Source organism: Kitasatospora sp. NPDC058162, assembly GCF_042884005.1.
Classification (GTDB): Bacteria; Actinomycetota; Actinomycetes; order Streptomycetales; family Streptomycetaceae; genus Kitasatospora.
In genome coordinates this window covers 61,696-88,605 of record NZ_JBHVUS010000027.1, presented here as the reverse complement: position 1 = coordinate 88,605, position 26,910 = coordinate 61,696, and the positions used below count along the sequence as shown (strand labels likewise).

The following is a 26,910-nucleotide window of genomic DNA, read 5'->3' as shown; positions in this document are numbered from 1 at the left end:
TCGGCCGGCCAGAAGGTGTCGAAGGCCTTCGGCAAGGTCGGTGACGGCAAGTCGGCCGGCTTCACGCTCTCCGTGGACGCCACCCCGGAGCAGATCGTCGCCTTCACCAAGGCCACCGGCGACGAGGCGATCGACGAGCAGAGCGCGAAGGGCCTGTCCGGCCTCTCGGTCTCCGTCGCGGTCTCCGCCGACAAGCCGCTGAAGGACGTCGACGCCTTCAAGAACGCGGCGGGCGACCAGAAGGACCAGAAGGACGTCACGCTCGACAAGTCGGTGCGGATCTCCTACCTCATCGCGGACAAGAAGGGCACCCCGCTCCTCGAGTACCGCCAGGTCGACGCCAAGGGCTACCTGCACGTCGACATGAAGAGCGTGCTCAAGCTCACCGGCCAGGACCCGGCCGAGGTCGACACCGTCGCCAAGGACCTCCCCGCCGACATGGCCCCCGCCAAGACCCTGCTGACCGGCAAGTGGGTCACCCTCGACCTCCAGGAGCTGGCGGACGAGGCCAAGAAGGACGACGCAGCCAAGGGCGCGAAGCCGCAGGCCGCGCCCTCGGTCGACCCGGCCGCCGGCAAGGAGCTCTTCAACTCGCTGAAGGACGTGTTCAACCGGACCGTCACCTTCGAGGACAAGGGCAAGAAGGACGGCACCGAGCACATCTGGATGAGCGCCCCGGCCCGCCAGGCCGTCGACGAGCTGTACAAGGCCGTCAAGCCGCTCTCCACCAAGTTCCCGCAGCAGTTCAAGAAGTTCCCGACCGAGGCCCCGACCGACGTCCCGGACCGCAAGGTCGGCGTCGACCTGTACCTCAAGGACGGCGCGTTCAACTCGGCCACCTTCGACCTCGCGCAGCTGGAGAAGAAGGTCGAGCCGGGCGTCAACTTCCCGGTGAAGCTGGCCTTCAACCAGGAGGCCCCCAAGGTCGAGGCCCCGGCCGACGCCGTCAAGATGACCAGCGAGGACCTGGTGAAGACCTTCCTCACGCTGGCCGCCGGCGGCGCGGACGCCGAGGCCGACGGCGCCGGGGCGCCCGTCCCGCCGTTCAACACCACCAACGCCGCGCCGCTGACCGACGACCAGCTCAAGTCGCTGGCCGCGCTCGGCATCCCGGAGGCCCAGGCCAAGGTGTTCAACAAGATGGGCATGGGCTTCGAGGACATCAAGGCCATCGCCGAGGAGAAGTGACCCCCTCCTGAGGCACTGACCGACGCAACCGACGCGACCTGCCGACCGCATTCCGCGGTCGGCAGGTCGCGTCGGTTCACCCCCGCTTACCTGACTTCGGCCGCCCGGGCGCGGCCTCGGGCTCGCCCAGGCTCGCGGCCCGGACGGCCTCCATGGCGGCGAGCTCGTTGGGCACCCGGGCGCGGGCGCCCAGCCCGAGGATGCCGCCCTCCTCATTGGCGTCGGCGACCACGGTCGCGATCTCCAGCAGGAAGGCCCGGTACCCGGCGAGTTCGTCCGGCGCGTGCTCCGCCACGATCCGCACGGCGTCCCGGATGGTCTCCAGCGCGGGCCCGCGGTACTCCGCGTAGCGGGTGTCGGGGCGCAGCCCGGTGTCGAAGGTCGAGGACGCCGCCAACTCCCGGACCAGGCGCCGCGGATGGGTGCTGCTCGCCTCGCGCAGCAGCTTGACGATCGCTATCACCTCCTCCGGGTCGGCGACGCCCTCCGCGAGGGCGACCAGGACGCCGGAGGCCATCAGGGCCCGGCCGAGCGTCGCCCAGTCCTCCGGGGTGAAGTCCAACTCCCCCACGCCGTCGGCGACCCGGCCGATCCGCACCACCTGGAAGCCGACGTCGGCGAGCACGGCGGGGATCAGCCGCACCGACTCCACCGTGCGGGCGCGGGCCCGGTCCGACAGCTCCTCCCAGGGCAGGAACTCGGCCCGGCCGTCCCGCTGGCCGGGGAGCAGCGCCTCCGGTTCGGCGCCGGTGCCGTAGCGGTGCTCGTGCTCGTGCTCCAGCCGGGCCAGCACCTCGGCCTCCTCCTCGGTGAAGTCCTCGAAGCCGCCGACCGCGTCGGGGGCGACCTGCTCGGAGGTGGGCACCATCAGGCAGCCGACCGCGGCCAGGCGCTCGCCGAGCTGGCGGGCCTGGCGCCGGTTGGCCGTCCGCAGTTCCTCGGGCAGCTCCTCCCAGGGCAGCAGGGCCGGGCGGCTGCCCGCCTCCTCGCCGTCCTCGACCGCCGCCGTCACCCGGCTCTGGTGGATGGCCCGGGCCAGGTGCCGGGTGACCTGGGCGTTGGTGTAGTCGGCCAGGCTCTCGATGACCTTCCCCTGCGCCTCCAGCCGGGCCTTCATCCGGCCGCACTCGTGCAGCACGGCCTCGGCGTCCAGCAGGGTCTGCTCGGCCCGCCGGTCGCCGGCCCGGCCCAGCACGTCCTGGCCGACCATGATCACGATCATGAAGATCAGCTGGGCCAGGGTGGACAGGAAGCTCATGAAGGCGAACGGGTACGGGTCGAAGGTCTGCACCCCGAACTGGGACAGGCCGATCCAGACCACCTGCGTCACGGCCGCGAGGTAGAACGCCCACATGCTGCCCAGCCGCCCGGTCAGCCAGGCGGCGATCCGCCCGTTGACCCCGGTGACCTGGTCCAGCGCCTGCGGCGGCTGCTGCACCCGGTGCCGCTGGATCCACGGGTGGCCGCTGGTCTCCAGCAGGCTCACCCCGCGGCCGAGCGCCAGGTCGTGCCGGTCCAGGTGCGCCTGGAGGTCGGCGACCTTGGCGAAGATCGCCTCGGCGTTCTCGTAGGTCTGCACCGCCCGGCGGTCGGCGGCCTGGCCCAGCACCCGCTGACCGACCAGGATCGCCAGGCAGAGCACCAGTTGGACGACGTTGTCCAGGAACAGCAGGAAGCCGAAGGGGTAGGGGTCGATCGAGTGCAGCGGCCCCCAGGTCGCCAGCGCCATCCAGCCGGCGACCACCACCAGGGTCACGTACAGGGCGGGCATCGAGCCCACCGCCCTGGTCAGCGCGGCCGCGATCGCGCCGTTCAGCCCGACCTGCCCGTCCGCCATCGTCACCGGCTGCTGCCGCGGCTGGTCGATCGCCGTACCGGCTTCCGTCACGCCCGCTCCTCACGGTCGATTCCGGCGCCCACGGCCGGAGTCGTGTTCATGATGACAGCGGCCCGGCCGGCCGGCGGGTCTCAGAGGCAGGATCTTAACGCCCCGTCAACGCCCCTGCCCGGTACGGCGTGCAGCTCGACCCGGCCGTGGCGCAGGTGGTTGCGGTGCCCGTCGGCGAACACCAGCTGAAGGCTCCGGTCCGCCGGGGCGCCCACCACGACGGCGCTCTCGACCGCGCCGTAGCAGGACTCGCGGTAGACCCACACCCGGTCGCCGACGTGGAACTCCGACGTCTCGGAGACGATCACCGTGCTCACCTTCCTTCGCCTTCCTTCGCCTTCCTTCGCGTTCCTTCGCCGACGCGTCCACCCGGCAGTACGGAGCGCGGTGGGTCGGGTACTCAGCGGGCGCGCGGCCGCTTCGGGGCGGTGACGCACGGCAGCGCCGTTCCGCCGCCCGAGTACCGGTGCTCGGGCGGCAGAACGGCGCTGCTCAGGTGGTGGAAGGGTGTTGCTCAGGCGTGGGCGGCGGCGCACTCCGGGTGGCCCCAGCTGCTGCCGACCTTGGTGATCTTGTCGCCCTTGGCGTACGGGCGGCTGCACGGGCAGGTGCCCGGGAAGCGGGCGTTCAGGGTGCGCGAGCTGCCCCCGGTGCGCTTCGCGGTGCCGGTGGAGGCGGAGGTGGAGGCGGTACGCGGCTTCGTCGCCCTGGGGGCCTTGGCGGCCGCGGCCGGGTCGGGCACCGGCAGGTCGGCGGCGGTCCCGGCGGCGGCCTGCTGGGTGCGGGCGGCGTCGCTGGCGGCCTTGTCCGCGATGGCGTTCAGCGGGTCGCCGTCCACCTGGTGGGCGGGGACGTAGACGAAGGTGACGTCCCGGCCCTCCAGCAGTTCGTCGATCCGCTGGATCAGCTCGCGGTTGGCGACCGGCTTGCCCGCGGCCGTCTTCCAGCCGTTGCGCTTCCAGCCCTTGAGCCACTTGGTGACCGAGTCGCGGGTGTAGGTGCTGTCGAGGCGCACCTCCAGCGGGACGGCCGGGTCGGTGGCGGACAGCAGCTGCTGAAGCGCCGTCAGCTCGCCGATGTTGTTGGTGCTGTGCCCGAGCGGCCCCGCCTCCCAACGCTGGGGCGCCCCGGCGGCGTCCGCGACCACGTAGGCCCAGGCCGCCGGGCCCGGGTTGCCCTTGGCTGCTCCGTCACACGCTGCAATGACTCGTTCGACCATGCCCCGATCATGCCTGGTCAGGGAGCTCGGAGACAAAGCGGGTCAGCTCCGCAGCAGGGGCAGCAGCAGCGCGGCGGACCAGCTGAAGTTGGTCGAGTTGCGGCCCCGGCCGGTCAGCGGGTCGTAGTTCTCCCGCACCGGCCCGTCCCCGGTCAGGCCCTCGGCGGCGGCGAGCAGCCGCTCGACGGCCCGGCGGGCGTCCTGGTGCCAGCCGTACCGGCGCAGGCCCTCGACGGCGAAGTAGGTCTGGTCGAGCCAGGCCAGGCCGCGCCAGTAGCCGGCCGGGTCGAAGGACGGCGAGCTGCGGGCGACGGTCGGGAACGGCAGCGGGGTGCCGAACTCGGCCGGGTCGAGCAGCCGGGCGCGCACGGTGCGGGCCTGGGCGGGGTCGGCGGTGCCGGACCAGAGCGGGATCGCGCCCTCGATGCCGCGGCCGCGGGCGGTGAGCCGGGCGCCGGTGGCCAGGTCGGTGTCGTGGAACCAGCCGGTGGCCGGGTCGTACATGGTGGCGCGGATCGCGGCGTCGATCCGTTCGGCCCGGGCGCGCAGCTGCTCCGCGGTGGGCCGGTCGCCGAGTTCGGCGGCGATCAGGGCCAGGTGGCGGTGGTCGGCGGCCAGGTAGGCGTTGAGGTCGACGGAGCGCTGGGTGAGCGACCAGCCGACCGGCTCGCCCTGCGCATCACGGTTGGCGGCGACGGTGGCGGCGTCGAAGCGCGGGGCGTTGTCCATGCCGGACTCCCAGGCCGCCGCCTGGCGGCAGTCCTCGGGGGTGGCGTTGGCCGGGTCGAGGGTGGCGCCGTACTCGCACAGGCCCTCGCCGAGGTGGTCCCGGGTGCGGTACCACCAGTCCTGGTAGGCGGTGAGTTTGGGCAGCAGTTCGCGCAGGAAGGCCCGGTCGCCGCTGCGCCGGTACACCTCCCAGACGGCCCAGGCGGCCAGCGGGGGCTTGGAGTTGCGCTCGTTCCAGTTGCCGCCGCCGGTGCTCGGGTCGTTGTAGAAGACGCAGTCGGGGACCATCCCGGCGTCCTGCGGGCGGTCGGGCGAGCCGGGCCCGGTCTGGTGGTCGAAGACGGCGCGGATCTGGTCGGCCGCGAGGCCGGGGGCGAACAGCGCGGTGCCGACGGCCTGCTTCCAGGTGTCCCAGGCCCAGACCCCGCTGAACCACTTGTCGGACAGCGAGGGGGTGACGGCGTCGTGCCGGATCCGCCCGGCGGGGCTGCGCCAGTTGGTGACGAGGGTCTGCACGCACTTGACCGCCGTACGGCGCCGGGCGGCCGGGACGCCCTCGGTGGCGCGGGCGAGGTAGCCGGCCCAGCGGGCGCCGCCCGCCGCGGCGATCCGTTCGGGGCTGCGCAGCGCCGCCTCGGCCTCCAGGGCGGCGCGGGCCCGGTCCTCGGCGGTGAAGGTGTAGCTCTCGGTCCAGTCCAGGGTGCGGCTCGCACCGGGCACCAGCCGTACGGCGTCGGCGAGTTCGGTGCGGTGGCGGTCGCCGTCCACGGTGACCCGGACGGGCTGGGCGTGGCGCACGGCGAAGCGCTCGGTGCCGTCGGTCAGGTAGTCCCAGGTCCGGCGGACCTTGGCGAAGGCCACCTCGACGCCGCGCTCGGCGGCGAGCAGTCGCGGGGCGTCGTGCTGGGGGCCGTCGGCGGGGCGCAGCAGGGTGCCGGTCCAGGCGACGGCCAGGGTGCGGACGGCGTGGCCGGTGTTGGTCAGCCGGGCGCGGAGCAGGGCGGTGCGGTTGCCGGCGAAGCGCAGTTCGAGGGTGAGGGCGAGGCCGTCGTCGAGGGCGTAGCGCTGGCGGAGCAGTCCGGGCAGCGCGGTGAGGGTCGGGGCGCCGCCGGCGGTGAAGTCCAGGGGCCGTCCCCGGTCGGCGATTTGGAGGCGGGTGAGGCCGTCGCTGAGCCACCAGGGGTACTCCTGGGCGAGGTGCAGCGGGCCGGTGAAGCCGCCGAGCGGGTCGGTCGGGCGGGGCAGGGCGTAGGCGTGCCAGGCGCCGAGGTCGGCGAAGACGGTGATCGGGTTGTTGTCGCCGGGGTAGGCCTGGGTGGGGGTGCCGTGCAGGTCGAGGACGTCGGCGTAGGCTTCGGCGTCCGTGCGCTCCTCCTCCGCGTACGCGGCCGGCGCGGCCAGGGTGCCGGCCGTGGCGAGCGCGGAGGCGGCCAGGAAGTGGCGCCGGGTCAGCGGGTTCATGCGCGCTCCTCGGGGGCGGGCAGGCGGAGGACGGCGGCGCCCAGCGGCGCGAGGGTCAGGGCGGTGCCGGTGGCGGCGCCGGTGAGCAGGTCGGTGCCGGGGCGTTCCAGCGGCACCCGGCGCTCGGCGGGTCCGTGGTTGAGCAGGAAGAGGTAGTCGGTGCCGTCGGCGGAGCGGCGCCGGGTGGCCTCGACGTCTTCGGGCAGGCCGGGCAGCTCTGCGCTCACCCCGGCCTCGGCCAGCGGCAGGTCGAGCACCCGGCCGGTGTCCGGGCCGAGGTGGCAGCTCAGGTACCAGGCGCTGCCGGCACCGTGGCGGCGGCGGGTGACGGCGGGCCGGCCGGTGAGTTCGCCGGTGGTGTAGCGGGCGACGGTCTCGGCGCCCTTGGTCTCGATCCACTCGCTCCAGTGCCGGGCGCGCAGCTCCGTCCCGTCCAGCCGCACGGTGGTGGCCTCGCCGTCCGGGATCGGCCAGTGCTCGTCCACGACCAGGCCGAGCAGTTCGCGTAGCGGGCCGGGGTGGCCGCCGGGGTGGATGTGGTCGTGCCGGTCGGTGATGCCGCTGAACGGGCCGCAGACCAGGCGGCCACCGCCGTGGACGTAGGCGGTGAGGCGTTCGGCGGTGGCGGCGTCGAGCAGGTAGAGGTTGGGGGCGAGCAGCAGCCGGTAGCCGTCGTACGTCCCGGCCGGTGGGAGGAAGTCGACGGTCACACCGCGCTCGTACAGGGCGGCGTACCAGGGGCGGAGCAGCTCGAGCCAGCGCATCCGGGCGGAGGGGTGGTCGTCCAGCTCCAGCGCCCACCAGCTGTCCCAGTCGAGCAGCACGCCGACCCGGCCGCGGATCCGGCTGCCGGCCACCTCGCCGAGACGGCGCAGCTCGGCGCCGAGGGCGACGGTCCGCTGCCAGCCGCGCCCGGCGGTGCCCCGGTGCGGCAGCATCGCGCTGTGGAACTTCTCGGCCCCGGCCACCGAGGCGCGCCACTGGAAGTGCAGCACCCCGTCGGCGCCGCGGGCCAGGGCCTGGAGCGACCAGAGGCGGTAGAGGCCCGGGCGTTTGGGGACGTTCACCGGGCGCCAGCTGACGGCGGAGGGAGCCTGTTCCATCAGCACCCAGGGCCGGCTGGCCTTGAGGGAGCGCATCAGGTCGTAGTTCATGGCGGCGTTCACGTGGGCGCTCGGGTCGGCCGGGTCGGGGTAGGCGTCGTCGGAGACGAAGTCCTCGTGCCGGCTCCACTCCCAGTAGTCGAGGGCCTTGAGCATCGACATGAAGTTGGTGGTGACCGGCACCCCGGGCGAGACTTCGTCGAGCACGGCCTTCTCGGCGCGGTGCAGGGCGAGCAGGGCGTCCGAGCAGAACCGGCGCCAGTCCAGCAGCTGGGTCGGGTTGACCGGGCCGGGCGCGGTGCGCGGCGGCTCGACCTGGTCGAAGGAGTTGTACCGCTGGGACCAGAAGGCCGTGCCCCAGGAGCGGTTCAACTCATCGACGGTGCCGTGCCGTTGGCGCAGCCAGCGGCGGAAGTCGGCGGCCGACTCGGCGCAGAAGCACTCCTGGACGTGGTCGCCGTACTCGTTGTGGATGTGCCACAGGGCGAGCGCGGGGTGGCCGTGGTAGCGCTCGGCGAGCATCCGGGTGAGCCGGACGGCGGCGGCCCGGTAGGCCGGGGAGGAGGGGCAGTAGTGCTGGCGCGAGCCGAACTCCAGCCGGACGCCGTCAGCGGTCACGGGCAGCAATTCAGGGTGGGCGCGGACCAGCCAGGCGGGCGGGGAGGCGGTGGCGGTGGCCAGGTCGACGGCGATGCCGTGCCGGTGGACGAGGTCGAGCAGCCGGTCCAGCCAGCCGAAGTCCCAGCTGTGGGCGTCGGGTTGGAGCCGGGCCCAGGAGAACACCCCGACGGTGACCAGGTTGACCCCGGCCTCGGCCATCAGCTTGACGTCCTCGGCCCACACCTCCTCGGACCACTGCTCGGGGTTCCAGTCCCCGCCGTACAGCAGGCCGGGCACCCGGGTGAGCCGGTCCCCGCGTGCGTCGTGGTCTCGCGCATCGTGGTCCATTCGTGCGTCATCCCTTCAGGGCCCCGCCGAGCAGGCCGGCCACGAACTGCCGCTGGAACAGCAGGAAGAGCACCAGCAGCGGGAGGGTGGCCAGGAAGGAGCCCAGCATCAGGCCGGAGTAGTCGACGTGGGTCAGCCCGGTCAGCGTGTTGAGCGCGACCGGCACGGTGTACCTGTCCTGGGTGTTGAGCATCAGCAGCGGCCAGATGAAGCTGTTCCACTGGCCCATGAAGGTGAAGATCACCAGGGCTCCCAACTGCGGCCGCACGCACGGCAGGACGACCTGGTAGAAGGTGCGCAGCTCGCCCGAGCCGTCGATCCGGGCGGACTCCAGCAGTTCGTCGGGGAAGTCCAGGAAGCTCTGGCGCATCAGCAGGATACCGAAGGAGTTGGCGAGGAAGGGCAGGATCACGGCCTGGTAGCTGTCGATCCAGCCGAGGCTGGCCATCATCTGGAACAGCGGGACGAGCAGCACCTGCAGCGGGATCATCATGGTGGCCAGCACCAGGCCGAGCAGCAGGCCGCGGCCGCGGAAGCGGTACTTGGCGAGGCCGTAGCCGCACATCGCGGACAGCAGCGAGCTGAGCAGGGTGTGGGCGGTGGCGATGCCCAGGCTGTTGAGCAGCACCCGGCCGAAACCGATGCTCTGCTGGAGGTGCACCAGGTTGGTCAGCAGCTCGCCGCCGGGCAGGAACGGCGGTGGGGAGTGGAAGAGTTCGGAGCTGCTGTGGGTGGCGGCGATCAGCATCCAGGCGAAGGGCAGCAGGCTGGCGACGGCGCCGAGGGCGAGCAGCGCGAGGACGGCGGCGCGGCCCAGGAGTCTCGCCCTCGTCGGTGTTCCGGCCTTCATCGACGGCGTGCCCTCGGTCGACGGCGTGCCCTTCATCGGCGGCGTTCCCTTCCGTAGAGCCGGAACTGGAGCAGCGAGACCGCCGTGATGATCAGCACGACCACCCAGGCGATGGCGGCCGCGTAGCCGAAGTCGAGCTGCTGGAAGCCGACCTTGTACAGGTAGACCACCGGGGTGAGGGTCGCGTCGCCGGGGCCGCCGCGGGTCAGCACGTAGTTCTCGTCGAAGAGTTGGAGGGTGCCGATGGTGGAGGTGATGACGCAGAACAGCACCACCGGCCGCAGCTGCGGCAGCACCACCCCGGTGTAGGTGCGGACCGTGCCGGCGCCGTCTAGGGCGGCGGCCTCGTACTGGTCGCGGCCGATCGCCTGGAGTCCGGCCAGCAGGATCACGGCGTTGTAGCCGGTCCACCGCCAGGTGACCGAGCCGATCAGCGAGATGCGTGCCCAGGTCGGCGAGTTGAGCCAGTCCACCGGGCCGAGGCCGACCGCCTGGAGGGCTTGGTTGGCGAGGCCGCCGTCGGTGCGCAGCAGCACCTGGAAGACCACGGCGTAGGCGACCAGGGTGGTGATCGCGGGCAGGAAGAACACCGCCCGCCAGCCCGAACGGAAGCGCAGCCAGGACTGGTTGAGCAGGACGGCGAGCACCAGGGCGAGGCCGATCATCACCGGCACCTGGACGGCGAGGATGAGCCCGGTGTTGACCAGGGAGTGCAGGAAGGCCGGGTCGTCGAGCATCCGGCGGTACTGGTCGAGGCCGACGAAGACGTCCACGCCGTCGCGGCGCGCGGTGAGGCTCTGGTAGAGGCTGGCGCCCAGCGGGTAGGCGAAGAAGAGGACGAACAGGGCGGCGGTGGGGCCGGCGAACAGCCAGGCGGCGGTGCGCGGGGAGCGTCGTCGGCGGGCCGGGGCGGGACGGGCGGCGGGCTTGCGCAGGACGGCCGGGTGGCTGCTGGTCATGGCGCCGGCCTCCTAGGAGACCGTCTGGCGGCCGGTCGCGGTGGCGATCTGGCGGGCGGCGGAGCGCAGCACGGTGCCCGGGTCGGCGCCGTTGTGCAGCACCTGGTTGACGGCGGTGGTGACGATGTCGCCCGCCTTGGAGTCGTCGGCGGTGCGCTCGACGGTGGGGATGGTGCGGGCGAGGTCGGCGAACAGCTTCATGGCCGGCTGGCCGCCGTAGTAGGGGGCGGGCTGCTGGAAGTACGGGTCGTCCAGGGCGGGGAGGAAGGCCGGGAAGAGCCCTTCGTGCTGCATCATCGAGGCCTGGTTGGCCTTGTCGGCGAGCAGGAAGGAGATGAACCCCCAGGCTGTCTCGGGGTTCCGGCTCTGCGCGGGCACGCACAGGATGGAGCCGCCGCTGTTGGAGGTGCGGGCGCCGCCGGGGGTGAAGGCGGGCAGCGGGACGACGCCGAACTTGCCGGAGAGGTCGGCCATTTCGGTGGTGAGGGTGCCGTCCCACCAGGCGGCGGTGGGGGTGGTGGCGGCCTTGCCGTCGTGGGTGCCGGAGACCAGTCCGTCCCAGCCGTTCTCGAAGTCGACCAGGTCGCGGTCGACCAGCTGCTTCAGCAGGGTGAGCGCGCGTTCGGCGGCCGGGGTGGCGACCGCCACCTTGCCGTCGGTGAACCAGGACTGGCCCTGCTGCTGGAGGAGTTGGGCGAACAGGGTGTCCAGTTTGGCGTCCAGGATGAGCAGCTTCTTGCCGGTGGCGTTCTTCAGGGCCGTCCCGGCGGTGAGGTAGTCGTCCCAGGTGCGCAGGGTCTCCGGATCGATGCCGGCCTGCTGGAAGTGGTCCCGGCGGTAGAAGAGGGCGCACGGTCCGCTGTCCCAGGGCAGTGCGAGGACCCGGCCCTTGGCGTCCGTCACGGTGCGCCAAACCGCCTCGGTGTACTGGGACTTGAGTCCGGCCGCCCGGCTGGTGAGGTCGACCAGGGCGTTCGGGAAGTTGCCGATGTAGCCGGTGATCCGGCTGCCCTCGACGGTGAGGACGTCGGGCAGTCCGCTGCCGGCGCCGAGCCCGACGGTGATCTTGTCGTAGGCGTTGTCGTAGCCGATGTCGACCACCTCGACGGTGGTGCCCGGGTGGGCCTGCTCGAAGGCCTTGCCGAGCCGCTGCATGGCCTTGGCGGCGACGTCCCAGGACCAGATGGTGACCTTCCCGTCGAGGGTGGTGCCCGGGCTGCCGCCGAGCTTCCTGGCGTCCGGCCCGGCCGCCCCGCCGGTGGCGCAGCCGGCGGCCGAGGCCAACAGCAGTGCGCCGCCCGCGAGTCCGGCGCCGAGGAACCGGCGGCGGTCGGGGAGACGGGCGGATCCGCGCTGCTCGCAGGCGAGTTGGGGGTGTTTTCCGGGCCGGGTTTCTGCGGACATCTTGCCTCCCGACTGCTGAATGCCGAATGCTGTATACAGAACTCAGCATGCACATCGCCGTCAAGGCCTGTGACTGAAATCGCGGAAGGTGCCAGGATGACCGCACGCGTTCCCCGGACCCACCCGTACATCCCCAACTCCGCCCCCGAGGTGCGCGCCGCGATGCTGGCGGAGGTCGGCGCGCAGGACGTCGAGGAGTTCTACGCCGACATCCCCGCCGAACTCCGGCTGCACCGCCCGCTGCGGCTGCCCGCCCCCTTCGACTCCGAGGCCCGGCTGGTCGCCCACCTGGAGGAGCTGCTCTCCCGCAACACCCCGGTGCCGCCCGGCCGTTCCTTCCTCGGCGCGGGCTGCTACCGGCACCACGTGCCCGCCGTGGTCGACGAGATCGTCAACCGCAGCGAGTTCCTCACCGCCTACGCCGGGGAGCCGTACGAGGACCACGGCCGCTTCCAGGCGCTCTGGGAGTACCAGTCGCTGATGGCCGAGCTGCTGGCCGTCGAGGTGGTCAACGTGCCGACGTACGACGGCTTCCAGGCCGCCGCCACCGCCCTGCGGATGGCCGGCCGGGCCACCGGGCGGCGTCGGCTGCTGCTGGTCGGCGACATCGACCCGGACCGGCTCTCCCGGATCCGCGACTACGTCCGGGGCGTGCACCCCGTCGAGCTGTTGCCGGCCGACCCGCAGGCTGTCCGGGCCGCGCTGGCGGACGGCGGCTGCGCCGCCGTGTACGCCCAACTGACCGACCACTCCGGGCGGGTGGACCCGCAGCTGCCCGGCTACGTCGAACTCGCCCACGCGGCGGGCGCCCTGGCGGTCGTGCACGTCAACCCGATCAGCCTCGGCGTGCTCGCCCCGCCCGCCTCCTTCGGCGCCGACCTCACCTGCGGCGACCTCCAGCCGCTCGGCATCCACCCGAGCTTCGGCGGCGGCAACGCGGGCTTCATCGGCTCCGCCGACGAGCCGCGCCTGGTCGCCGAGTACCCGAGCCGGCTGTTCGGCCTCACCCCGACCGAGGTGCCCGGTGAGTACGGCTTCGGCGACGTCGCCTACGAGCGCACCTCCTTCGCGCTGCGCGAGGAGGGCAAGGAGTGGGTCGGCACCGCCGCCGCCCTCCACGGGATCGCCGCCGGGGTCTACCTCGCCCTGCTGGGCCCGCACGGCATGCGTGAGCTCGGGCAGACCGTCCTCGCCAACACCGCCTACGCCCGGCAGCGCCTCGCCCGGGTGCCCGGGGTGGAACTGGCCGAGCCGGCCGCGGTGCACTTCGCCGACTTCACCGTGCGCTACACCGGCGGGCCCACCGCCGCCGAGGTCGCCGACGGCCTGCTCGCCCGCGGCCTGCACGGCGGCACCCCGGCCGGGCGGTACGAAGGCCGGTACTGCGTCACCGAGTTGCACACCCAGGCCGACCTCGACCACCTCGCCGACGTCATCCAGGAGTTGATGAAGTGACGGACCGTCAGAACAATCGTCAGAGCTCCGCGAGGGTGTCCCCCAAACCCGGCCTGCGCCGCTTCCACCAGGCCCGCTGGGACGAGAAGCTGATCTTCGAGCTGGGCACCCCCGGCGAACGCGGCGTACTGCCGCCGCTGCCCGAGCCCGGCGTCACCGCCGCCGTCGGCGACCCGGCCGAACAACTGCCCGCCGCGCTGCGCCGCACCACCCCGCCCGCGCTGCCCGAACTCGGCCAGCAGCAGGTGCTCCGGCACTACCTGCGGCTCTCCCAGGAGAACCTGGGCGCCGACCTCAACGTGGACGTCGGCCAGGGCACCTGCACCATGAAGTACAGCCCCAAGGTCAACGACGGCTTCGTCCGCGACCCCCGGATCGCCGCGCTGCACCCCGCCCAGGCCCCCTCCACCGTCCAAGGCATCCTCGAACTCGCTTACCGGCTGGAGCAGTTGCTCAAGGAGATCTCCGGCATGGACCGGGTCAGCCTGCAGCCGGGCGCCGGCAGCGCCGCGATCTGGACCAACGTCTCGGTGATCCGCGCCTACCACGCCGCCCGCGGCGAGGCCGAGCAGCGCGACGAGGTCATCACCACCGCCTTCTCCCACCCCTCCAACGCCGCCTGCGCCAAGACCGCCGGCTTCAGGGTGATCACCCTGCACCCGGACCCCGACGGCTACCCCGACATCGAGGCGCTGCGCGCCGCCGTCGGCCCGCGCACGGCCGCGCTGCTGATCACCAACCCCGAGGACACCGGCATCTACAACCCGCGGATCGCGGAGTTCGTCCGGATCGTCCACGCGGCCGGCGGCCTGTGCGCCTACGACCAGGCCAACGCCAACGGCATCCTGGGCATCACCCGCGCCCGCGAGGCCGGCTTCGACCTGTGCCACTTCAACCTGCACAAGACCTTCTCCACCCCGCACGCCTGCGGCGGCCCGGCGGCCGGCGCCTGCGCCGTCACCGCCGAGCTGGCGCCCTACCTGCCGTGCCCCACCGTGGAGTTCGACGGCGAGAGCTACCGGCTGGACACCGACCGCCCGGAGTCGATCGGCAAGATCCGCCCCTACCTCGGCGTCGTCCCCAACCTGGTGCGCGCCTACGCCTGGATCATGTCCCTCGGCGCCGAGGGCCTGCGTACGGTCGCCGAGACCGCCGTGCTCAACAACAACTACCTGCTGCACCGGGTGAAGCGGATCCGCGGCGTCTCCGTCCCCTACGCCGAGGGCCGGCCGCGGGTCGAGCAGGTCCGCTACAGCTGGCAGCAGCTCAACGAGGACACCGGGCTGCACAGCGAGGAACTCGGCTACCGCGCCGCCGACTTCGGCACCCACTACTGGACCAGCCACCACCCGTACGTGGTCCCCGAACCGATGACCCTGGAGCCCACCGAGTCCTACTCCCGCGCCGACCTCGACGAGTACGCGGCGATCCTCGCCGAGGTCGCCCGCGAGGCGTACGAGGACCCGGAGACCGTCCGGACCGCGCCGCACAACTCCACCGTGCACCGGATCCGGCACGAGCCGCTGGACGACCCGGCGGTCTGGTCGGTGAGCTGGCGCGCCTACCGCCGCAAGGTCCTCGGCGGGCAGGCGGGAAGCGAGCAGGCGTGACAACACCCTCGGTCGGCCTGGTGGTCAACCCGGTCGCCGGCCTCGGCGGCCGGGTCGGCCTCAAGGGCAGCGACGGCCCCGACGTCCAGCGGCGGGCACTGGCGCTCGGGGCCCGCCCGGAGGCCCTGCACCGCGCCGAACTGACGATCCGTCATCTCCACCGCGTCGAACTGCTCACCGTCGCCGGCCCGATGGGCGCGGACGCCGTGGCCGGTCGTCCGGCACACGTGGTGCACCGGCCCGGCTCCACGTGCACCACGGCCACCACGGCCACCACCACCGCCGCCGACACCCGGGCAGCCGTACGCGCCCTGGTCGCGGCCGGCGCCGGACTGCTGCTGTTCTGCGGTGGCGACGGCACCGCCCGGGACGTCCTGGACGCGCTCGGGCCGGACTCCCCACTGCCCGTCCTCGGCATCCCGGCCGGGGTCAAGATGCACTCCGCCGTCTTCGCCGTCCACCCGCACGCCGCCGCCGAGGTGGTCAGCGCCTGGGCCCGCGGCGCCGTCCACCTGGAAGCCGCCGAGGTGGTGGACCGGGACGAGGCGGCGCTGCGGGCGGGCCGGGTCCGCACCCGGCTGTACGGCCGGCTGACCGTCCCGGTGCTGCCCGCCCGCGTCCAGCAGCGCAAGACCGGCAGCGGCCTCCCCGCCCCGTCCACGATCGGCGGGATCGCCGCCGAGATCGCCGAACGGGTCGGGCCCGGCGGCCTGCTGGTGCTCGGCCCCGGCAGCACCACCCACGCCGTCGCCACCGCCCTCGGCGCCCCCGGCACCAGCCTCACCGGCGTCGACCTGCTCCGCCTGTGCCCCGACGGACAGGCGGCGGTGCTGCTCCGGGACGCCCGCGCCGACCAGCTGAGCGGCCTGAGCACCGCCTCCCCCTTCATCGCCCTCTCCCCCATCGGCGGCCAGGGCTTCCTGCTCGGCCGCGGCAACCAGCAGCTCACCCCCGAACTGCTGCGCGCGGCAGGCCGGGACCGCCTGCTGGTCCTCGCCACCGAGGCCAAACTGGCCGCCCTCGCCGGCCGCCCACTGCTCCTCGACACCGGCGAAGCAGAACTGGACCACGCCCTCGCCGGGCACCTCCGGGTGATCACCGGCCGCCGCTCCGCCGCCGTCTACCGCGTCTCCGCCTGACCCCCGCCAGCCTGCCCCTTGCGAAGGAGTTCCCCATGATCGACCTCCACGGCAAGCGCGCCCTCGTCACCGGCGCCGCCTCCGGCATCGGCCGGGCCACCGCCGCCCTGCTCGCCGAACTCGGCGCCGCCGTCGTCCTCGCCGACCTCGACGCCGACCGCGGCGAGCAGGCCGCGAAGGAGATCGGCGGCACCTTCGTCCGCTGCGATGTCTCCCGGCGCACCGACTGCGAGCAGGCCGTCCGCACCGCCGTCGACCACCACGGCGGCGTGGACGTGCTGTTCAACAACGCGGGCATCATCCGCCGGTCCACCGTCACCGAAATCAGCGACGAGGACTGGGACTTGGTGATGGCCGTCAACGTCCGCTCGATCATGCTGCTCAGCGGAATCGTCGTCCCGCTGATGGCCGCGAACGGCGGCGGCAGCATCATCAACACCGGCTCCGGCTGGGGCATCAAGGGCGGCGGCCGGGCCGTCTCCTACTGCGCCTCCAAGGGCGCCGTGGTCAACATGACCCGGGCGATGGCCATCGACCACGGCCCGGACAACATCCGGGTCAACTGCGTCTGCCCCGGCGACACCGACACCGGCATGCTCGCCGAGGAGGCCCGCCAGCTCGGCGAGAGCGCCGACGCCTTCTACGCCGACGCCGCCGACCGCCCCCTCGGCCGGATCGGCCAACCCGGGGACATCGCCCGCACCGTCGCCTTCCTGGCCAGCGACGCCGCCGCCTTCGTCAGCGGCGCCGTCATCGCCGTGGACGGCGCCGGAACCGCCTGACCGGCCCCGCCGTCCGGCCCGGCGAGGGGCCGGACGGCGGCCGGTACTCTACGGGACGAACGAGGAAGGGAAGCCCGATGGCGATCGAGCGGCGTCCGCTGCGCGAGCAGGTGAAGGACGAACTGCTGGAGCAGCTCGGCCGCGGCCGGTTCACCCCCGGCGAGTCGATCAACGAGGTCCAGCTCGCCGAGGAACTGGGCGTCAGCCGCACCCCCCTGCGCGAGGCGCTGATCAGCCTGGAGCGCGAGGGCATCATCACCAGCGAACGCGGCAAGGGCTTCCGCTTCGCGCCCACCGGCAAACAGGAGTTCCTCGACCTCACGGCCATCGTGATCGCCCTGGAGTCGCTCGCCCTACGCACCTCCGACCCGGCCCACCTCTCCGCGATCGCCCCGAAGCTCCTCGCCGAGGCCCGGGCCTTCTCCGCCCCCCAGGCCCCGCACGGCACCATAGAGCGCTACGACGACGCCTGGCACGCCCTGCTGCTCTCCGGCTGCGCCAACACCCGGCTGCGCGACATGATCGACTCGCTGAAGCTGACCCTGCACCGATACGAGCGGGTGGTGGTCGGCGACGACGAGATCCTCCGGCGCGCCGCCGAGGAGCACGAGCGGATCGCCCAGTGCCTGCTCGACGGCGACATCGAGCAGGCCGTCGTCGCCCTGGAGGCCAACTGGACCAGCGGCATGGAACGCATCCTCGAACGCCTCCCCCCGGTCGGCGCCCGGTAGCCGGTCCCGCCGGGCACGCCCGGCACGTCGCCTACCTGAGGTGCTCCTCGATCAGATCCGCACCGCGGCCCGCTCCCCCACCCCGACGGATCGCCCGACGCTTGGGGCCTACGCCCGTGGTCCGACCCCTCCCCCCGACCTCCGACCGATTGCCACTCGTCCCGCCCGGCGCGGCATGATGGCCCCCATGTGGGGCAAGTGGATCGACTGCCGGGTCCGGCCCGGCGCCCGCGCGGCCTTCGCCGCCGGACAGCGCCGCTGGTCGGCGATCGCGGACCAGCCGGGGCTGCTCGGGCAACTGGGCGGCTGGGACCGCACCGGGGACCGGGCGCTGCTGTACGCCCTCTGGGCGGACCGGGCCGCGTACGACCGCTTCATGCGCGACCGCCACGACGAGGTCGCCACCGAGGCTGCTCAGCAAGGCAGTTGGGACTCGATCCGGGTCACCGCCGGCCCCGTCGTCCAATCCTTCCCCGGCACGGCCCCCTCCCTCCCGGACGCCCTCCGGCACGCCACCCTGCTGCGCGCCGCCGACTGCCACCTCCACCCGGGCCGCGCCGACCACTTCCTCACCGTCCAACGCGAGATCTGGGCCCCCGGCATGGCCGCGGCCGGCGGCCTCCTCGCAGGCACCGTCACCCGCCTCGCCCCCGACCGCTACCTGGTCACCACCCTCTGGACCTCCCCCGAGGCCCACGCCGCCTACACCACCGACACCCTCCCCACCCTCCGCGCCCACGCGAACGTCCCCGCCGACGTCGCCACCCTCACCGGCCACGCCCTCCCCCTGAACCCCACCTGGCAGGTCCTGCCGTAACGGGGCACAGCGCTCAGCGATCAGCGCCTCCGGCCCGGTGAGCGCCCCGTGACCCGCCGGAGTGGACGGGCCTACAGCAACTCCAGGACGGACGCGCTCCATCCGAGAGCCTCAGGGGTGTGCCAGCGGGGCCGTTCTCCTGTCCCGGCCATGGCCTGGCCCGCGACGAACGCTTGCTGATGGGCCGAGTTCTGCTTCCGGACCCGCTCCCACAGCATTCGCGCCTGCGCATGGTGGCCGGTGCTGACGAGAAACTCGAGCAGGTCCTGAGCGAATCCCCACGCGGTGAGCAGAGCATCAGGGGCCGTCAGCACCGCCTGTTCGGGTTCCGCAGCGGCGGCGAACCACGGGAGTGCGATCTCACGAAGGTGCGCTGCGAACTGTTCCAGTCTCGCCGGACGATCCTCGGGTCGAGTCAGCACCACGAAGTACTGCCCCGACAGGTCCAGGAAGCTGGCGGCGCAGACGATCGACTCCACCGATTCGGGCCGACCGACGGTAAGTTCGGGATTGGCTCGACGCCACGCCCCCAGGCCGGCATCGAAGACGGTCAGGCTGGCGACCATGAACTTGATCAGGCTTCCCGATCGGTTCCGATTGCTCTTTGCCAGCTGGATCACCTCACAGCGCCCCGCCGCCCGTCGCTCCAGCGACTGCCGAGACCTGACCCAGCCGAACCCGTCGAGCATCCCTGCGAGGCAAGCAGCCCCGGCATGGACGACATCGGCCGACTTCTCGGCCTGGATGAGGCGCACGGTCAGGTCATCAGGCTGCGTCACGTTCACCCCGCACATGATGCCGCACCAAGATCCGCCGGACAGGGCCCAAACGCCGGGCCCCGGCCCATGCCGTCAGGACACCACCGGGATGCCCTCCGGGCGGCCCGCGAGCAGGGCCGCGATGTGGTCCGCGCAGCGCAAGGCCGCCTCCGCCATGGCGCTGCCGGTCATCCCGGCGATGTGCGGGGTGAGCAGGGCGTTGGGCAGGCCGGAGAGCGGCGAGGCGAAGGCGGCGTGCTCGTGGGCGAAGGTGTCCACGGCGGCCGCCGCCGGCGGGCGGGCCGGGTCGCGCAGGGCCTCGGCGAGGGCCTGCTCGTCGACGATGCCGCCGCGGGCGGTGTTCAGCAGGATCGAGCCGGGCCGCATCCGCGCCAGTTCCGCCCGGCCGATCAGGCCCCGGGTGTCCGGGGAGAGCGGCACGTGCAGGGACACCACGTCGCTGGTGGCGAGCAGGGTGTCAAGGTCGGCGACCGGGCGTACCGAGGGGTGGGCGGAGCGCCGCGCGTAGCCCTGGACGGTCATGCCGAGCGCCGCGGCCCGTTGCGCCAGCGCCAGACCGGTCCGGCCCAGTCCGACGATGCCCAGGGTCAGCTCCGACAGCCCGACCGCGGGCGCGCCGGGCGTGCTCCAACGGCCCTGGTGCGCGGCCTCGTTGTAGGGAAGAAGGTTCCTGGTCAGGGCGAGCAGTTGGGCCAGCGCGAACTCGGCGACGGCGTCCGCGTTGGAGCCGGGCGTATGGGTGACGGCGACGCCGTGCCGGGCGGCGGCCGCCAGGTCGACGTGGTCGGTGCCGGCGCCCGCCCGTCCGATCACCCGCAGCCGGTGGGCCAGCGCGGGGTCGGTCGCCGCGGCGAGGAGCGCGGCGCGCAACGGCACGCCCGCCCGGGACTTGAGCGCGTGGTACCCGAGCCCGCCGCGCACCACCTCCGCGGTCAGCGCCGCCTCGTCGAACAGGTCGACGTCCGTGAACTCCACCCGCCCCGCCCACCGGGCCGTCACCCCCGCCGGATCCGCCACCCGCCGCAGGTTCAGCGTGACGCCCAACCCGTGCCCGACCAGACGCCCCACCTCCCGATCGAGCAACCCCCCGGGCGCCGCATCCAACACCAGCACCCGCCCCGGCCCGGTGCTCGCCTCCCCCTCACGCCAGTGAGGCATGGAACTCGGCGAAGAGGGCGAGGAGCTCGCGGGTGTCGACCGGACCGATGTCCATCTGCAGCCGACCGACCTCGTCGTCGCCGTCGGGGGTCAGTCGCGCATAGAAGGCGTACCCGTCCCCGGCGGGTTCGGCGACCAGTTGCAGCGGGTTGTTGCGGCCGGGCATCACCGCCGCACGGAAGCGGGCGCCCGAGGCCAATCCGGCGAGCATCCGCTCGGCGAAGTCCGCCGCCTCCTCCGTGGTGAGGAGGGCGGAGTAATCAGCCGTGAAGGTCGAGCACCATTCGGCGGTGACCCGCCAGTCGTCCTCGCCCTGCTGGGCCAGTTCGAGCCAGGAACTGGCCTCGTCGTCGCCGAGCCGGATCCGCGGCTGGTCCATCGTCGCTCCTCGGTCCTCAGTACCAGTAGGTGTGGCCGGCCGCGCCCCGGCCGGGCGGCGGCAGTGCGCAGGTGCCCCCGATCGTGCCCGGTGCCACTGACAGACCGCCGGTGGCGTCCCTCTGTGCTGCCCCTCCCCCAGCTCCACCGGTCCCGCCACCGACCTCCACAAGCCGCCCGTCCCGGTAAAGGGCTCTCCCCCCGCCGCCGTGCACCCCCGGGCTGACCTGGCAGGATCTCCCGCCATGACGGACTATGCGACCCCCGGGCCGGGTGACGGGCACTCGCACCGCCGGGGCGGCCCGGCCCGGCCCCGGAGCCCCCGGAGCGCCCGGCGGGGGAAGAACGACGTGCCGTGGCCCCGGCGGCCACTGCTGACGGCCCTGTGGATCCCGGCCGGCGCCGTGCTGCTCCCGCTCGGCGGGGCGCTCGGCGCGTTCGGGCCGTGGTTCATCGTGCCCTCGCTGGCCTTGGCCCTGGCCGGCGGGGCGGGCCTGATCTACTCCGTGCTGTGCCTCTGCCAGGCCGCGGTGCTGCGGGGCCTGACGATGACGCTGCTGCTCGCCCCGCTGATCGCCGTCCCGCTGATGAGCCTGAACACCGCCCAGGCCACCGTGCTGTCCCTGCGCGGCACGGCTCACCCGGGCACCGTCACCGGTGTCCGGGTGAGCCACGGCAAGACCACCACGTACTCCTGCGCCGTGCGCTACGACGACGCCCCGGGGCGCAGCCGCTCCGTCACCTGCGGGGCCGGTGACACGGCGGGCGAGCGGGTCAGCGTCACCGAGGACCCGGGCGGACTGGTGGACCCGGAGTTCACCGCAGCCGCCGAGAACCCCCGCTTCGACCTCGCCATGGTCGGCATCACCGACCTCTCCCTGCTGCTGATCGCCGGGGTCGCCGCCACCGTGGGCGCCCTGCTCCACCTGCTGCGGAGGCACCGTAATCCCGTTGCACCGGCGGCGGGGTAAGGACCATGATCCCTGGATGGAGCTTGCAGAGCAGGAGATCGCCCTGGGTGAGGTGACGCTGCGCCGCTTCCGCGGCGAGGCGGACTTCCCCGAGTTCTTCCGGGTCATCGAGGAGTCCCTGGAGCACCTGCGGCCCTGGATGCCGTGGGTCGCCGAGCACAGCGAGGCCAAGACCTCCGAGTTCCTGGCCGAGCGGCCGGGGAAGTGGGAGAGCGGCGAGGACTTCACCTACGCGATCCTGCTGGACGGCGCCATCGTCGGCGCCTGCGGGCTGTTCCGGCGTTCGGACACCGCCGAGAACGGCCGGGAGATCGGCTACTGGCTGCACCCGGCCGCGACCGGCCGCGGCATCGCCACCCGTACCGCCCGGGCCCTGTCCGAGCAGGCCTTCCGGCTGCCGGGGGTGGACTTCGTCGAGATCCTGCACGACCCGGCCAACCTGGCCAGCGCCGCCGTCCCGGCCCGTCTCGGCTTCACCGAGCACGCGCGCCGCCCCGCCGAGGCGCTCGCCCCGGCCGAGACCGGCGAGGAGCAGATCTGGCGGCTCCAGCGCGGCTGATCAACTCGGTGCGGGGCCCGACGGTCCGCCGCCGTGGGGGAATGCGTGCGGACCGCCGGGCGGCGCCGGTCGGACGGGACGATCCGGCCGGGCGCCGTGGGAACGAACGCGCCGAAGACTTCCGCCTCCGTGCGGAGCGCCCCATCTCGAACCCCGCATTGCCGACCGCGTACCCTCAGTAGCGGCCTTGCGCGTTCGTTCCCACGCCCAGGAGAGCCTCGGGCGGCGGGGCGGATAACACTTTTCCCGTTCCTCTCCGATCCTCTCCGTCCTGTCCGTTCCCCGCCTGCCGCCCGTGATCGTCTACCCTCGGCTGCAACCGACAGTGAGACAGCAGTGAGAGAGCCGAGCCCCGCCGTGTCGAACGCCCCCGTGATCCGCAGCGACGCCCCCGGGTCCTTCCCCTGGGGCGTCTTCCACGAGCGCCACCCCGAGCTGGTCCGGCGGGTCCTCGACACCCTGCCGTACGGCCCGGCCCAACGGGCGGCCGTCGAGCGGCTGCTCGCGGAGAGCACCACCGGCGTCCTGACCCCGCCGACCGCGGACGGCCCGGGCGCCGCGCAGTGGCGGGAGTGGGGCGAGGGCCTGTGGGGCAGGCCGTGGAGCGAGGCGCCGTTCCTGTGGGCGGAGAGCTACTTCTACCACCGGCTGCTCAAGGCCACCGGGTACTTCGGGCCGGGCGCCTGGCAGGGCGTCGACCCGTTCGCCCCGTTCAAGGACGCCGAGCTGGCCGGAGCGGCCGTCGACGACGAGCTGGCCGCACTCGACGAGCTCGACGGCCTGCCGCAGCCCCGCCGGGCGGACGCGCTGCTGCGGTCCGCCCTGTGGGGCAACCGCGCGGACCTGAGCTTCCAGCTCACTGCGGAGTCCGGCGGCGGCCCGGCTGAGGCCGAACTGCTCGCCGACGACAGCGTCCTGCTCTGGGCCGAGCTGGAGCGGGCCGCGGGCGGGCGGGTCTGCCTGATCGCCGACAACGCGGGGCGGGAGCTGCTGCCGGACCTCGTCCTGATCGACCACCTGCTGAGCAGCGGCCTGGCCGCCGAGGTCGACCTGTACGTGAAGCCGCAGCCGTACTTCGTGTCGGACGCGACGACGGCCGACGCCCTCGCCACCCTCGACCGGCTGCGCACCGCCCCGTCACCGGTGGCCGGGGCCGTCGGCGACCGCCTGTGGCGGGCGATGGGCAGCGGCGCGCTCACGGTCCGCACCCACCCGTTCTTCTGTGCGCCGCTCCCGTACCACGACCTGCCCGCCAACCTGCGCTCCCAACTCGCGGGCGCCGCACTGACGGTCCTCAAGGGCGACCTCAACTACCGCCGTCTGGTGGGCGACCGCCACTGGCCGCCGACCACCCCGTTCCAGGCCGCGGTCGGGCACTTCCCCTCCCCCGTCGCCGCCCTACGGACGTTGAAGTCCGACGTGGTCGTCGGCCTCGACCCCACGACCGTCGCCCGGCTCGACGCCACCGGCACCCCGTGGCGCACCAGCGGCCGGCACGCCGTCATCCAGGTCGACACCCAGCGGTAGCCGCGCCGCTGCCGGAGGGGGCGGCCAGGCGACCAGCCCCGGGCACCTCACAGTGAGTTGCCGGCCACGACGCTGTGGGTGCCCTGGTCAACGGACCGGGTCGGTACCGAGCGATTCGATCCAGGACGCGAAGTCCCCAGCCACCACGTCGAAGTCCGCGGGATCCAGATCGCCCAGATCGGAGGAGAAGACGGCAGAGCCCGGATCATCGACACGGAGGAGGAATCCGCGGCCACCGCTGTCATCGCCGATGAGGAGGAACCCCGGTGCATACTGCGCGACTTCGTACGTGGCGTTGCGTTCGCCGATGCACCCTGCCGAGTACACCGCGACGCCCGATTCGGTGAGGAGGCCGTCCCGCACGTTCCACAGCGCCACTAGCGGAACCGGAAGGCTCATCGCCGTCTCGGCCCACGCTCGCACCACCTCACTCGGCACATCACTCGGCGTTGCCGCCGTCGGCCTCGAATCCGCCCCCGCCACTCTGCACCCCTCCGAACAGACCCCGGCTGCCCCGACGAGCATCGGCACGGACACTGCCACCGGGCCCGCTCCCACGCAAGCCACTTCAGCTCCAGCCACCCCCACTCGACCCGCCGGCCCCGGGATACGGTGTGACCGTCCGTCACCCCAGCACCCCCGCGCGAAGGAGCCGCCCCCCATGACCGACGAGCAGCACACCACCGGCCGGGGCCGCGCCCACGAGCTCGTGTCGGCCGCGCTGGACCGCGCCGCCGCCGTCGAGCACCTCAACGCCTTCATCACGCTCGACGCGGAGGGGGCGCTCGCGCAGGCGGCCCTCCGCGACGCCGGGGCCGACCGGGGCGACGGTTCGGCGCCGTGGTGCCTGATCGTCAAGGACAACATCCACGTCGCGGGCCTGCCCAACACCGCGGGTACCCCGGCGCTCACCGGCTTCGTGCCCGCCGCCGACGCTCCCGTCGTGGCGGCCCTGCGGTCGGCCGGGGCGATCGTGCTGGGCAAGACGAACATGCACGAGCTCTCCCTGGGGGCCACCTCGTGCAACCGCACCTTCGGCGCGGTCGGCAACGCCACCGACCCGACCCTGTTCGCGGGCGGCAGCAGCGGCGGTACGGCCGCCGCGGTGGCGGCGGGCGTGGCGGAGGCCGGGCTCGGCACCGACACCGGCGGGTCCGTTACCATCCCGGCCGCGCTGAACGGCGTGTACGGCCTGCGGCCCAGCGCCGGGCGCTACTCCTCGGCGGGGGTCACCCCGTTGTCCACCACCCGGGACACCCCCGGGCTGATGGCCCGCTCCCTGGCCCGCCTCGCGGCGCTGGACACCCTGGTCACCGGTGAGGCGAGCAAGGCGGACAGCCCCGCCGCTCCCGGGCGCCCGCTGCGGCTCGGGCTGCCGCGGCAGGTGTTCACCGAGGACCTGGAGGACGCCGTCCGCACGGCCTGGGAGCAGGCCGTCGACCGGCTCACCGCCGCGGGCGCCCAGTGGGTCGCGGTGGACACGGCGCAGCTGGCCGACTACGACGCCCGGGCCGGATTCCCGCTGGTCTTCGGCGAGTTCGGCACCGCAATGGCCCGCTACCTCGACGAGCACCGCGCCGGTCCCACCCTCGCCGAGGTCGTCGCCGCGGTCGGCGACCCGGACATCGCGGCGCTGCTCGGGGCGACCGCGCTGCCCAGCTCCCCGGGGTACCCGGGGGAGGCTGGCCTGCGCACGGCGCACGCCAACCGCCGCACCCTCCAGGAGGCCTACACCGAGCTGTTCAGCGCGAACGGCCTGGACGCGCTGCTGAGCCCGACCGTCCCGGTGTGCGCCCGGCCGCTGCACCGCCACGAGGACAGCCTCCCGCTCAACGGCCGGGCCGCGCCCACCTTCCACACCCTGATCCGCAACACCTCCCCGGCGTCCACCGCCGGTCTGCCCTCGGTGACGCTCCCGCTCCCGGTCGACGGCTCCGCCCCGGTGGGGGTGCAGCTGGTCGGGCCGCGGCTGGCGGACCGGGAGCTGCTGTCGGTCGCGGCCCGGGTCGACGCCGTCCTCCGGTGCCGCTGAGCAGGGCGCTCCGGGCCGGTCCGGGTCGCTCGGCCGGTTCCGTACGCCGGGCCCGAGCCTCCGACACCACCTCAGGGAGCTTGTACCGAACCGTCCTGATTCCTCATACTTCCGGACAGCGCCTGTCAGGAGCAGATCATCCCGTGGTGGATCCGGAGCGCACCGGCCGGAGTCCGCCCACCGCCTGACCGCGCCTCACGGCCCTGGGCCCCCAGGGGCCCCGTACTCCCAGGAGGAGCTCGGTGAGGACCATGCGCAGGACCCCCCGCACCCACCGCACCCGCAGTACCCACCGCACCGCCCGCACCGGCACGCTGCTCGCCGTCGCCCTCGGCCTGCTGACCGCCACCGCGGTCGCCGCACCGGGCGCCGCCGCCACGCCCGCCGGCACCCCGGGACCGGAGCGGCTCGCCGCGGTCAGCGACGCCGTCCAGAACGCCGAGGTCGACGGGACGGCCTGGTACACCGACGAGGCCAACGGCCGGGTCGTGGTGACCGCCGACAGCACCGTCTCCGCGGCCGGGCTCGACAAGATCGTGCGCGCCGTCGGCGCCGACGCGCCCGCCCTGACCGTCCAGCACGTCCCCGGGCGGTTCACCCCGCTGCTCGCCGCCGGCGACGCGATCTACGGCGGCCACTACCGCTGCTCGCTCGGCTTCAACGTGGTCGGCAGGGGCACCCACTACTTCCTCACCGCCGGGCACTGCGGGAACGTCGCCGCCAGCTGGTACACGGACGCCGCCCACCGCACCCTGATCGGCCCGACCGTCTCCTCCACCTTCCCCGGCCACGACTACGCGCTGGTCCGGTACGAGAACGGAACGCTCGACCACCCCGGCGGGTTCACCTCCGCCCCCAACGCGTACGTCGGCGAACCGGTCACCCGCACCGGTTCGACCTCCGGCACCCACACCGGCACCGTCACCGGGCTCAACGCCACCGTGCGCTACTCCGGCGGCGGCACCGTCCGCGGCCTGATCCAGACCGACGTCTGCGCCGAGGAGGGCGACTCCGGCGGCCCGCTGTACGAGGACACCAAGGCGCTCGGCCTCACCTCGGGCGGCAGCGGGAACTGCACCACCGGTGGGACGACGTTCTTCCAGCCCGTCCGGGCGGCCCTCATCAAGTACGGCGTCAACGTCTACTGAGACCCCTTCGCAGTACTCGCCCGAAGGGCCGTCCGCCCGCCGCGCCACCAGAGCGCGACGGGCGGACGGCCCGGC

The 26,910-nt window shown here is 73.4% G+C and carries 24 protein-coding genes; 12 read left to right on the top strand and 12 right to left on the bottom strand.

What is annotated here, in order from left to right:
- Positions 1-15 precede the first annotated feature (15 nt).
- Complete coding sequence (locus ACFVXG_RS33825) at positions 16-1,188, top strand: hypothetical protein (protein WP_387933104.1); 1,173 nt, start codon at positions 16-18, stop codon at positions 1,186-1,188.
- Positions 1,189-1,264: 76 nt separating this feature from the next.
- Here the strand turns inward: ACFVXG_RS33825 and ACFVXG_RS33820 are convergent, their stop codons facing one another.
- The 8 genes from ACFVXG_RS33820 to ACFVXG_RS33785 all read right to left on the bottom strand — a co-directional run bounded on the left by ACFVXG_RS33820 (position 1,265) and on the right by ACFVXG_RS33785 (position 11,749).
- A complete protein-coding gene (locus tag ACFVXG_RS33820; protein WP_387933102.1) occupies positions 1,265-3,076 on the bottom strand; it encodes a DUF1003 domain-containing protein in 1,812 nt (603 codons plus the stop codon).
- 80 nt (positions 3,077-3,156) lie between these two features.
- The gene (locus tag ACFVXG_RS33815) at positions 3,157-3,393 is read right to left on the bottom strand and encodes a hypothetical protein (protein WP_387933100.1); all 237 of its coding nucleotides are present in this window, start codon (positions 3,391-3,393) and stop codon (positions 3,157-3,159) included.
- Between the two features lie 197 nt (positions 3,394-3,590).
- Positions 3,591-4,295: a ribonuclease H gene (locus tag ACFVXG_RS33810; protein ID WP_387933098.1), complete on the bottom strand. Its 705-nt coding sequence runs from the start codon at positions 4,293-4,295 to the stop codon at positions 3,591-3,593.
- A 42-nt stretch (positions 4,296-4,337) separates the two neighbouring features.
- Positions 4,338-6,485 (bottom strand): trehalase family glycosidase, encoded by a 2,148-nt coding sequence (locus ACFVXG_RS33805; protein WP_387933096.1) that lies wholly within the window; start codon positions 6,483-6,485, stop codon positions 4,338-4,340.
- Positions 6,482-8,536, bottom strand: coding sequence for a beta-galactosidase (locus ACFVXG_RS33800; protein ID WP_387933094.1), 2,055 nt, complete (start codon positions 8,534-8,536; stop codon positions 6,482-6,484). Before ACFVXG_RS33800 ends, ACFVXG_RS33805 begins: the two co-directional genes overlap by 4 nt.
- Before the next feature lie 7 nt (positions 8,537-8,543).
- Positions 8,544-9,422 carry a carbohydrate ABC transporter permease gene (locus ACFVXG_RS33795; RefSeq protein WP_387933092.1) on the bottom strand — a complete coding sequence of 293 codons (879 nt, stop codon included), beginning with the start codon at positions 9,420-9,422 and terminating at the stop codon, positions 8,544-8,546.
- On the bottom strand, positions 9,419-10,345 hold the full coding sequence (locus tag ACFVXG_RS33790; protein ID WP_387933090.1) for a carbohydrate ABC transporter permease: 927 nt from the start codon (positions 10,343-10,345) through the stop codon (positions 9,419-9,421). The genes ACFVXG_RS33795 and ACFVXG_RS33790 overlap by 4 nt, the downstream gene beginning before the upstream one ends.
- A 12-nt stretch (positions 10,346-10,357) precedes the next feature.
- The gene (locus tag ACFVXG_RS33785) at positions 10,358-11,749 is read right to left on the bottom strand and encodes an ABC transporter substrate-binding protein (RefSeq protein ID WP_387933087.1); all 1,392 of its coding nucleotides are present in this window, start codon (positions 11,747-11,749) and stop codon (positions 10,358-10,360) included.
- A gap of 96 nt (positions 11,750-11,845) precedes the next feature.
- Between ACFVXG_RS33785 and gcvPA the strand changes: the two genes are divergently transcribed.
- The 6 genes from gcvPA (at position 11,846) to ACFVXG_RS33755 (ending at position 18,283) form a co-directional block, all read left to right on the top strand.
- Positions 11,846-13,204: an aminomethyl-transferring glycine dehydrogenase subunit GcvPA gene (gene gcvPA / locus ACFVXG_RS33780; RefSeq protein ID WP_387933085.1), complete on the top strand. Its 1,359-nt coding sequence runs from the start codon at positions 11,846-11,848 to the stop codon at positions 13,202-13,204.
- Entirely contained in the window at positions 13,201-14,814 is a 1,614-nt protein-coding gene (gene gcvPB, locus ACFVXG_RS33775; RefSeq protein WP_387933083.1) for an aminomethyl-transferring glycine dehydrogenase subunit GcvPB, read from the top strand. The genes gcvPA and gcvPB overlap by 4 nt, the downstream gene beginning before the upstream one ends.
- Positions 14,811-15,953, top strand: a complete 1,143-nt coding sequence (locus tag ACFVXG_RS33770) for an ATP-NAD kinase family protein (protein WP_387933081.1) — start codon at positions 14,811-14,813, stop codon at positions 15,951-15,953. The genes gcvPB and ACFVXG_RS33770 overlap by 4 nt, the downstream gene beginning before the upstream one ends.
- A 35-nt stretch (positions 15,954-15,988) precedes the next feature.
- On the top strand, positions 15,989-16,735 hold the full coding sequence (locus ACFVXG_RS33765; RefSeq protein ID WP_387933079.1) for an SDR family NAD(P)-dependent oxidoreductase: 747 nt from the start codon (positions 15,989-15,991) through the stop codon (positions 16,733-16,735).
- Between the two features lie 77 nt (positions 16,736-16,812).
- Complete coding sequence (locus ACFVXG_RS33760; protein ID WP_387933077.1) at positions 16,813-17,466, top strand: GntR family transcriptional regulator; 654 nt, start codon at positions 16,813-16,815, stop codon at positions 17,464-17,466.
- A 187-nt stretch (positions 17,467-17,653) separates the two neighbouring features.
- Positions 17,654-18,283 carry a DUF4937 domain-containing protein gene (locus ACFVXG_RS33755; RefSeq protein ID WP_387933075.1) on the top strand — a complete coding sequence of 210 codons (630 nt, stop codon included), beginning with the start codon at positions 17,654-17,656 and terminating at the stop codon, positions 18,281-18,283.
- A gap of 71 nt (positions 18,284-18,354) precedes the next feature.
- Here ACFVXG_RS33755 and ACFVXG_RS33750 read toward each other — a convergent pair whose 3' ends face one another.
- The 3 genes from ACFVXG_RS33750 to ACFVXG_RS33740 all read right to left on the bottom strand — a co-directional run bounded on the left by ACFVXG_RS33750 (position 18,355) and on the right by ACFVXG_RS33740 (position 20,599).
- Positions 18,355-19,068, bottom strand: coding sequence for a hypothetical protein (locus ACFVXG_RS33750; RefSeq protein ID WP_387933074.1), 714 nt, complete (start codon positions 19,066-19,068; stop codon positions 18,355-18,357).
- A 66-nt stretch (positions 19,069-19,134) separates the two neighbouring features.
- Complete coding sequence (locus ACFVXG_RS33745) at positions 19,135-20,130, bottom strand: NAD(P)-dependent oxidoreductase (protein ID WP_387933072.1); 996 nt, start codon at positions 20,128-20,130, stop codon at positions 19,135-19,137.
- Between the two features lie 73 nt (positions 20,131-20,203).
- Positions 20,204-20,599: a hypothetical protein gene (locus tag ACFVXG_RS33740; protein WP_387933070.1), complete on the bottom strand. Its 396-nt coding sequence runs from the start codon at positions 20,597-20,599 to the stop codon at positions 20,204-20,206.
- 244 nt (positions 20,600-20,843) lie between these two features.
- On the opposite strand from ACFVXG_RS33740, the gene ACFVXG_RS33735 reads away from it, so the two are divergent.
- The 3 genes from ACFVXG_RS33735 (at position 20,844) to ACFVXG_RS33725 (ending at position 23,655) form a co-directional block, all read left to right on the top strand.
- Entirely contained in the window at positions 20,844-21,569 is a 726-nt protein-coding gene (locus ACFVXG_RS33735) for a hypothetical protein (protein ID WP_387933068.1), read from the top strand.
- Between the two features lie 16 nt (positions 21,570-21,585).
- Positions 21,586-22,128 (top strand): GNAT family N-acetyltransferase, encoded by a 543-nt coding sequence (locus ACFVXG_RS33730; protein ID WP_387933066.1) that lies wholly within the window; start codon positions 21,586-21,588, stop codon positions 22,126-22,128.
- A 357-nt stretch (positions 22,129-22,485) separates the two neighbouring features.
- Positions 22,486-23,655 carry a damage-control phosphatase ARMT1 family protein gene (locus ACFVXG_RS33725; RefSeq protein ID WP_387933064.1) on the top strand — a complete coding sequence of 390 codons (1,170 nt, stop codon included), beginning with the start codon at positions 22,486-22,488 and terminating at the stop codon, positions 23,653-23,655.
- An 87-nt stretch (positions 23,656-23,742) separates the two neighbouring features.
- Here ACFVXG_RS33725 and ACFVXG_RS33720 read toward each other — a convergent pair whose 3' ends face one another.
- Positions 23,743-24,198 carry a hypothetical protein gene (locus tag ACFVXG_RS33720; protein WP_387933062.1) on the bottom strand — a complete coding sequence of 152 codons (456 nt, stop codon included), beginning with the start codon at positions 24,196-24,198 and terminating at the stop codon, positions 23,743-23,745.
- A 118-nt stretch (positions 24,199-24,316) separates the two neighbouring features.
- Between ACFVXG_RS33720 and ACFVXG_RS33715 the strand changes: the two genes are divergently transcribed.
- Both ACFVXG_RS33715 and ACFVXG_RS33710 read left to right on the top strand, forming a co-directional pair.
- Entirely contained in the window at positions 24,317-25,687 is a 1,371-nt protein-coding gene (locus ACFVXG_RS33715; protein ID WP_387933060.1) for an amidase family protein, read from the top strand.
- Positions 25,688-25,938: 251 nt separating this feature from the next.
- The gene (locus ACFVXG_RS33710) at positions 25,939-26,835 is read left to right on the top strand and encodes a S1 family peptidase (RefSeq protein WP_387933058.1); all 897 of its coding nucleotides are present in this window, start codon (positions 25,939-25,941) and stop codon (positions 26,833-26,835) included.
- Positions 26,836-26,910: the final 75 nt, after the last annotated feature.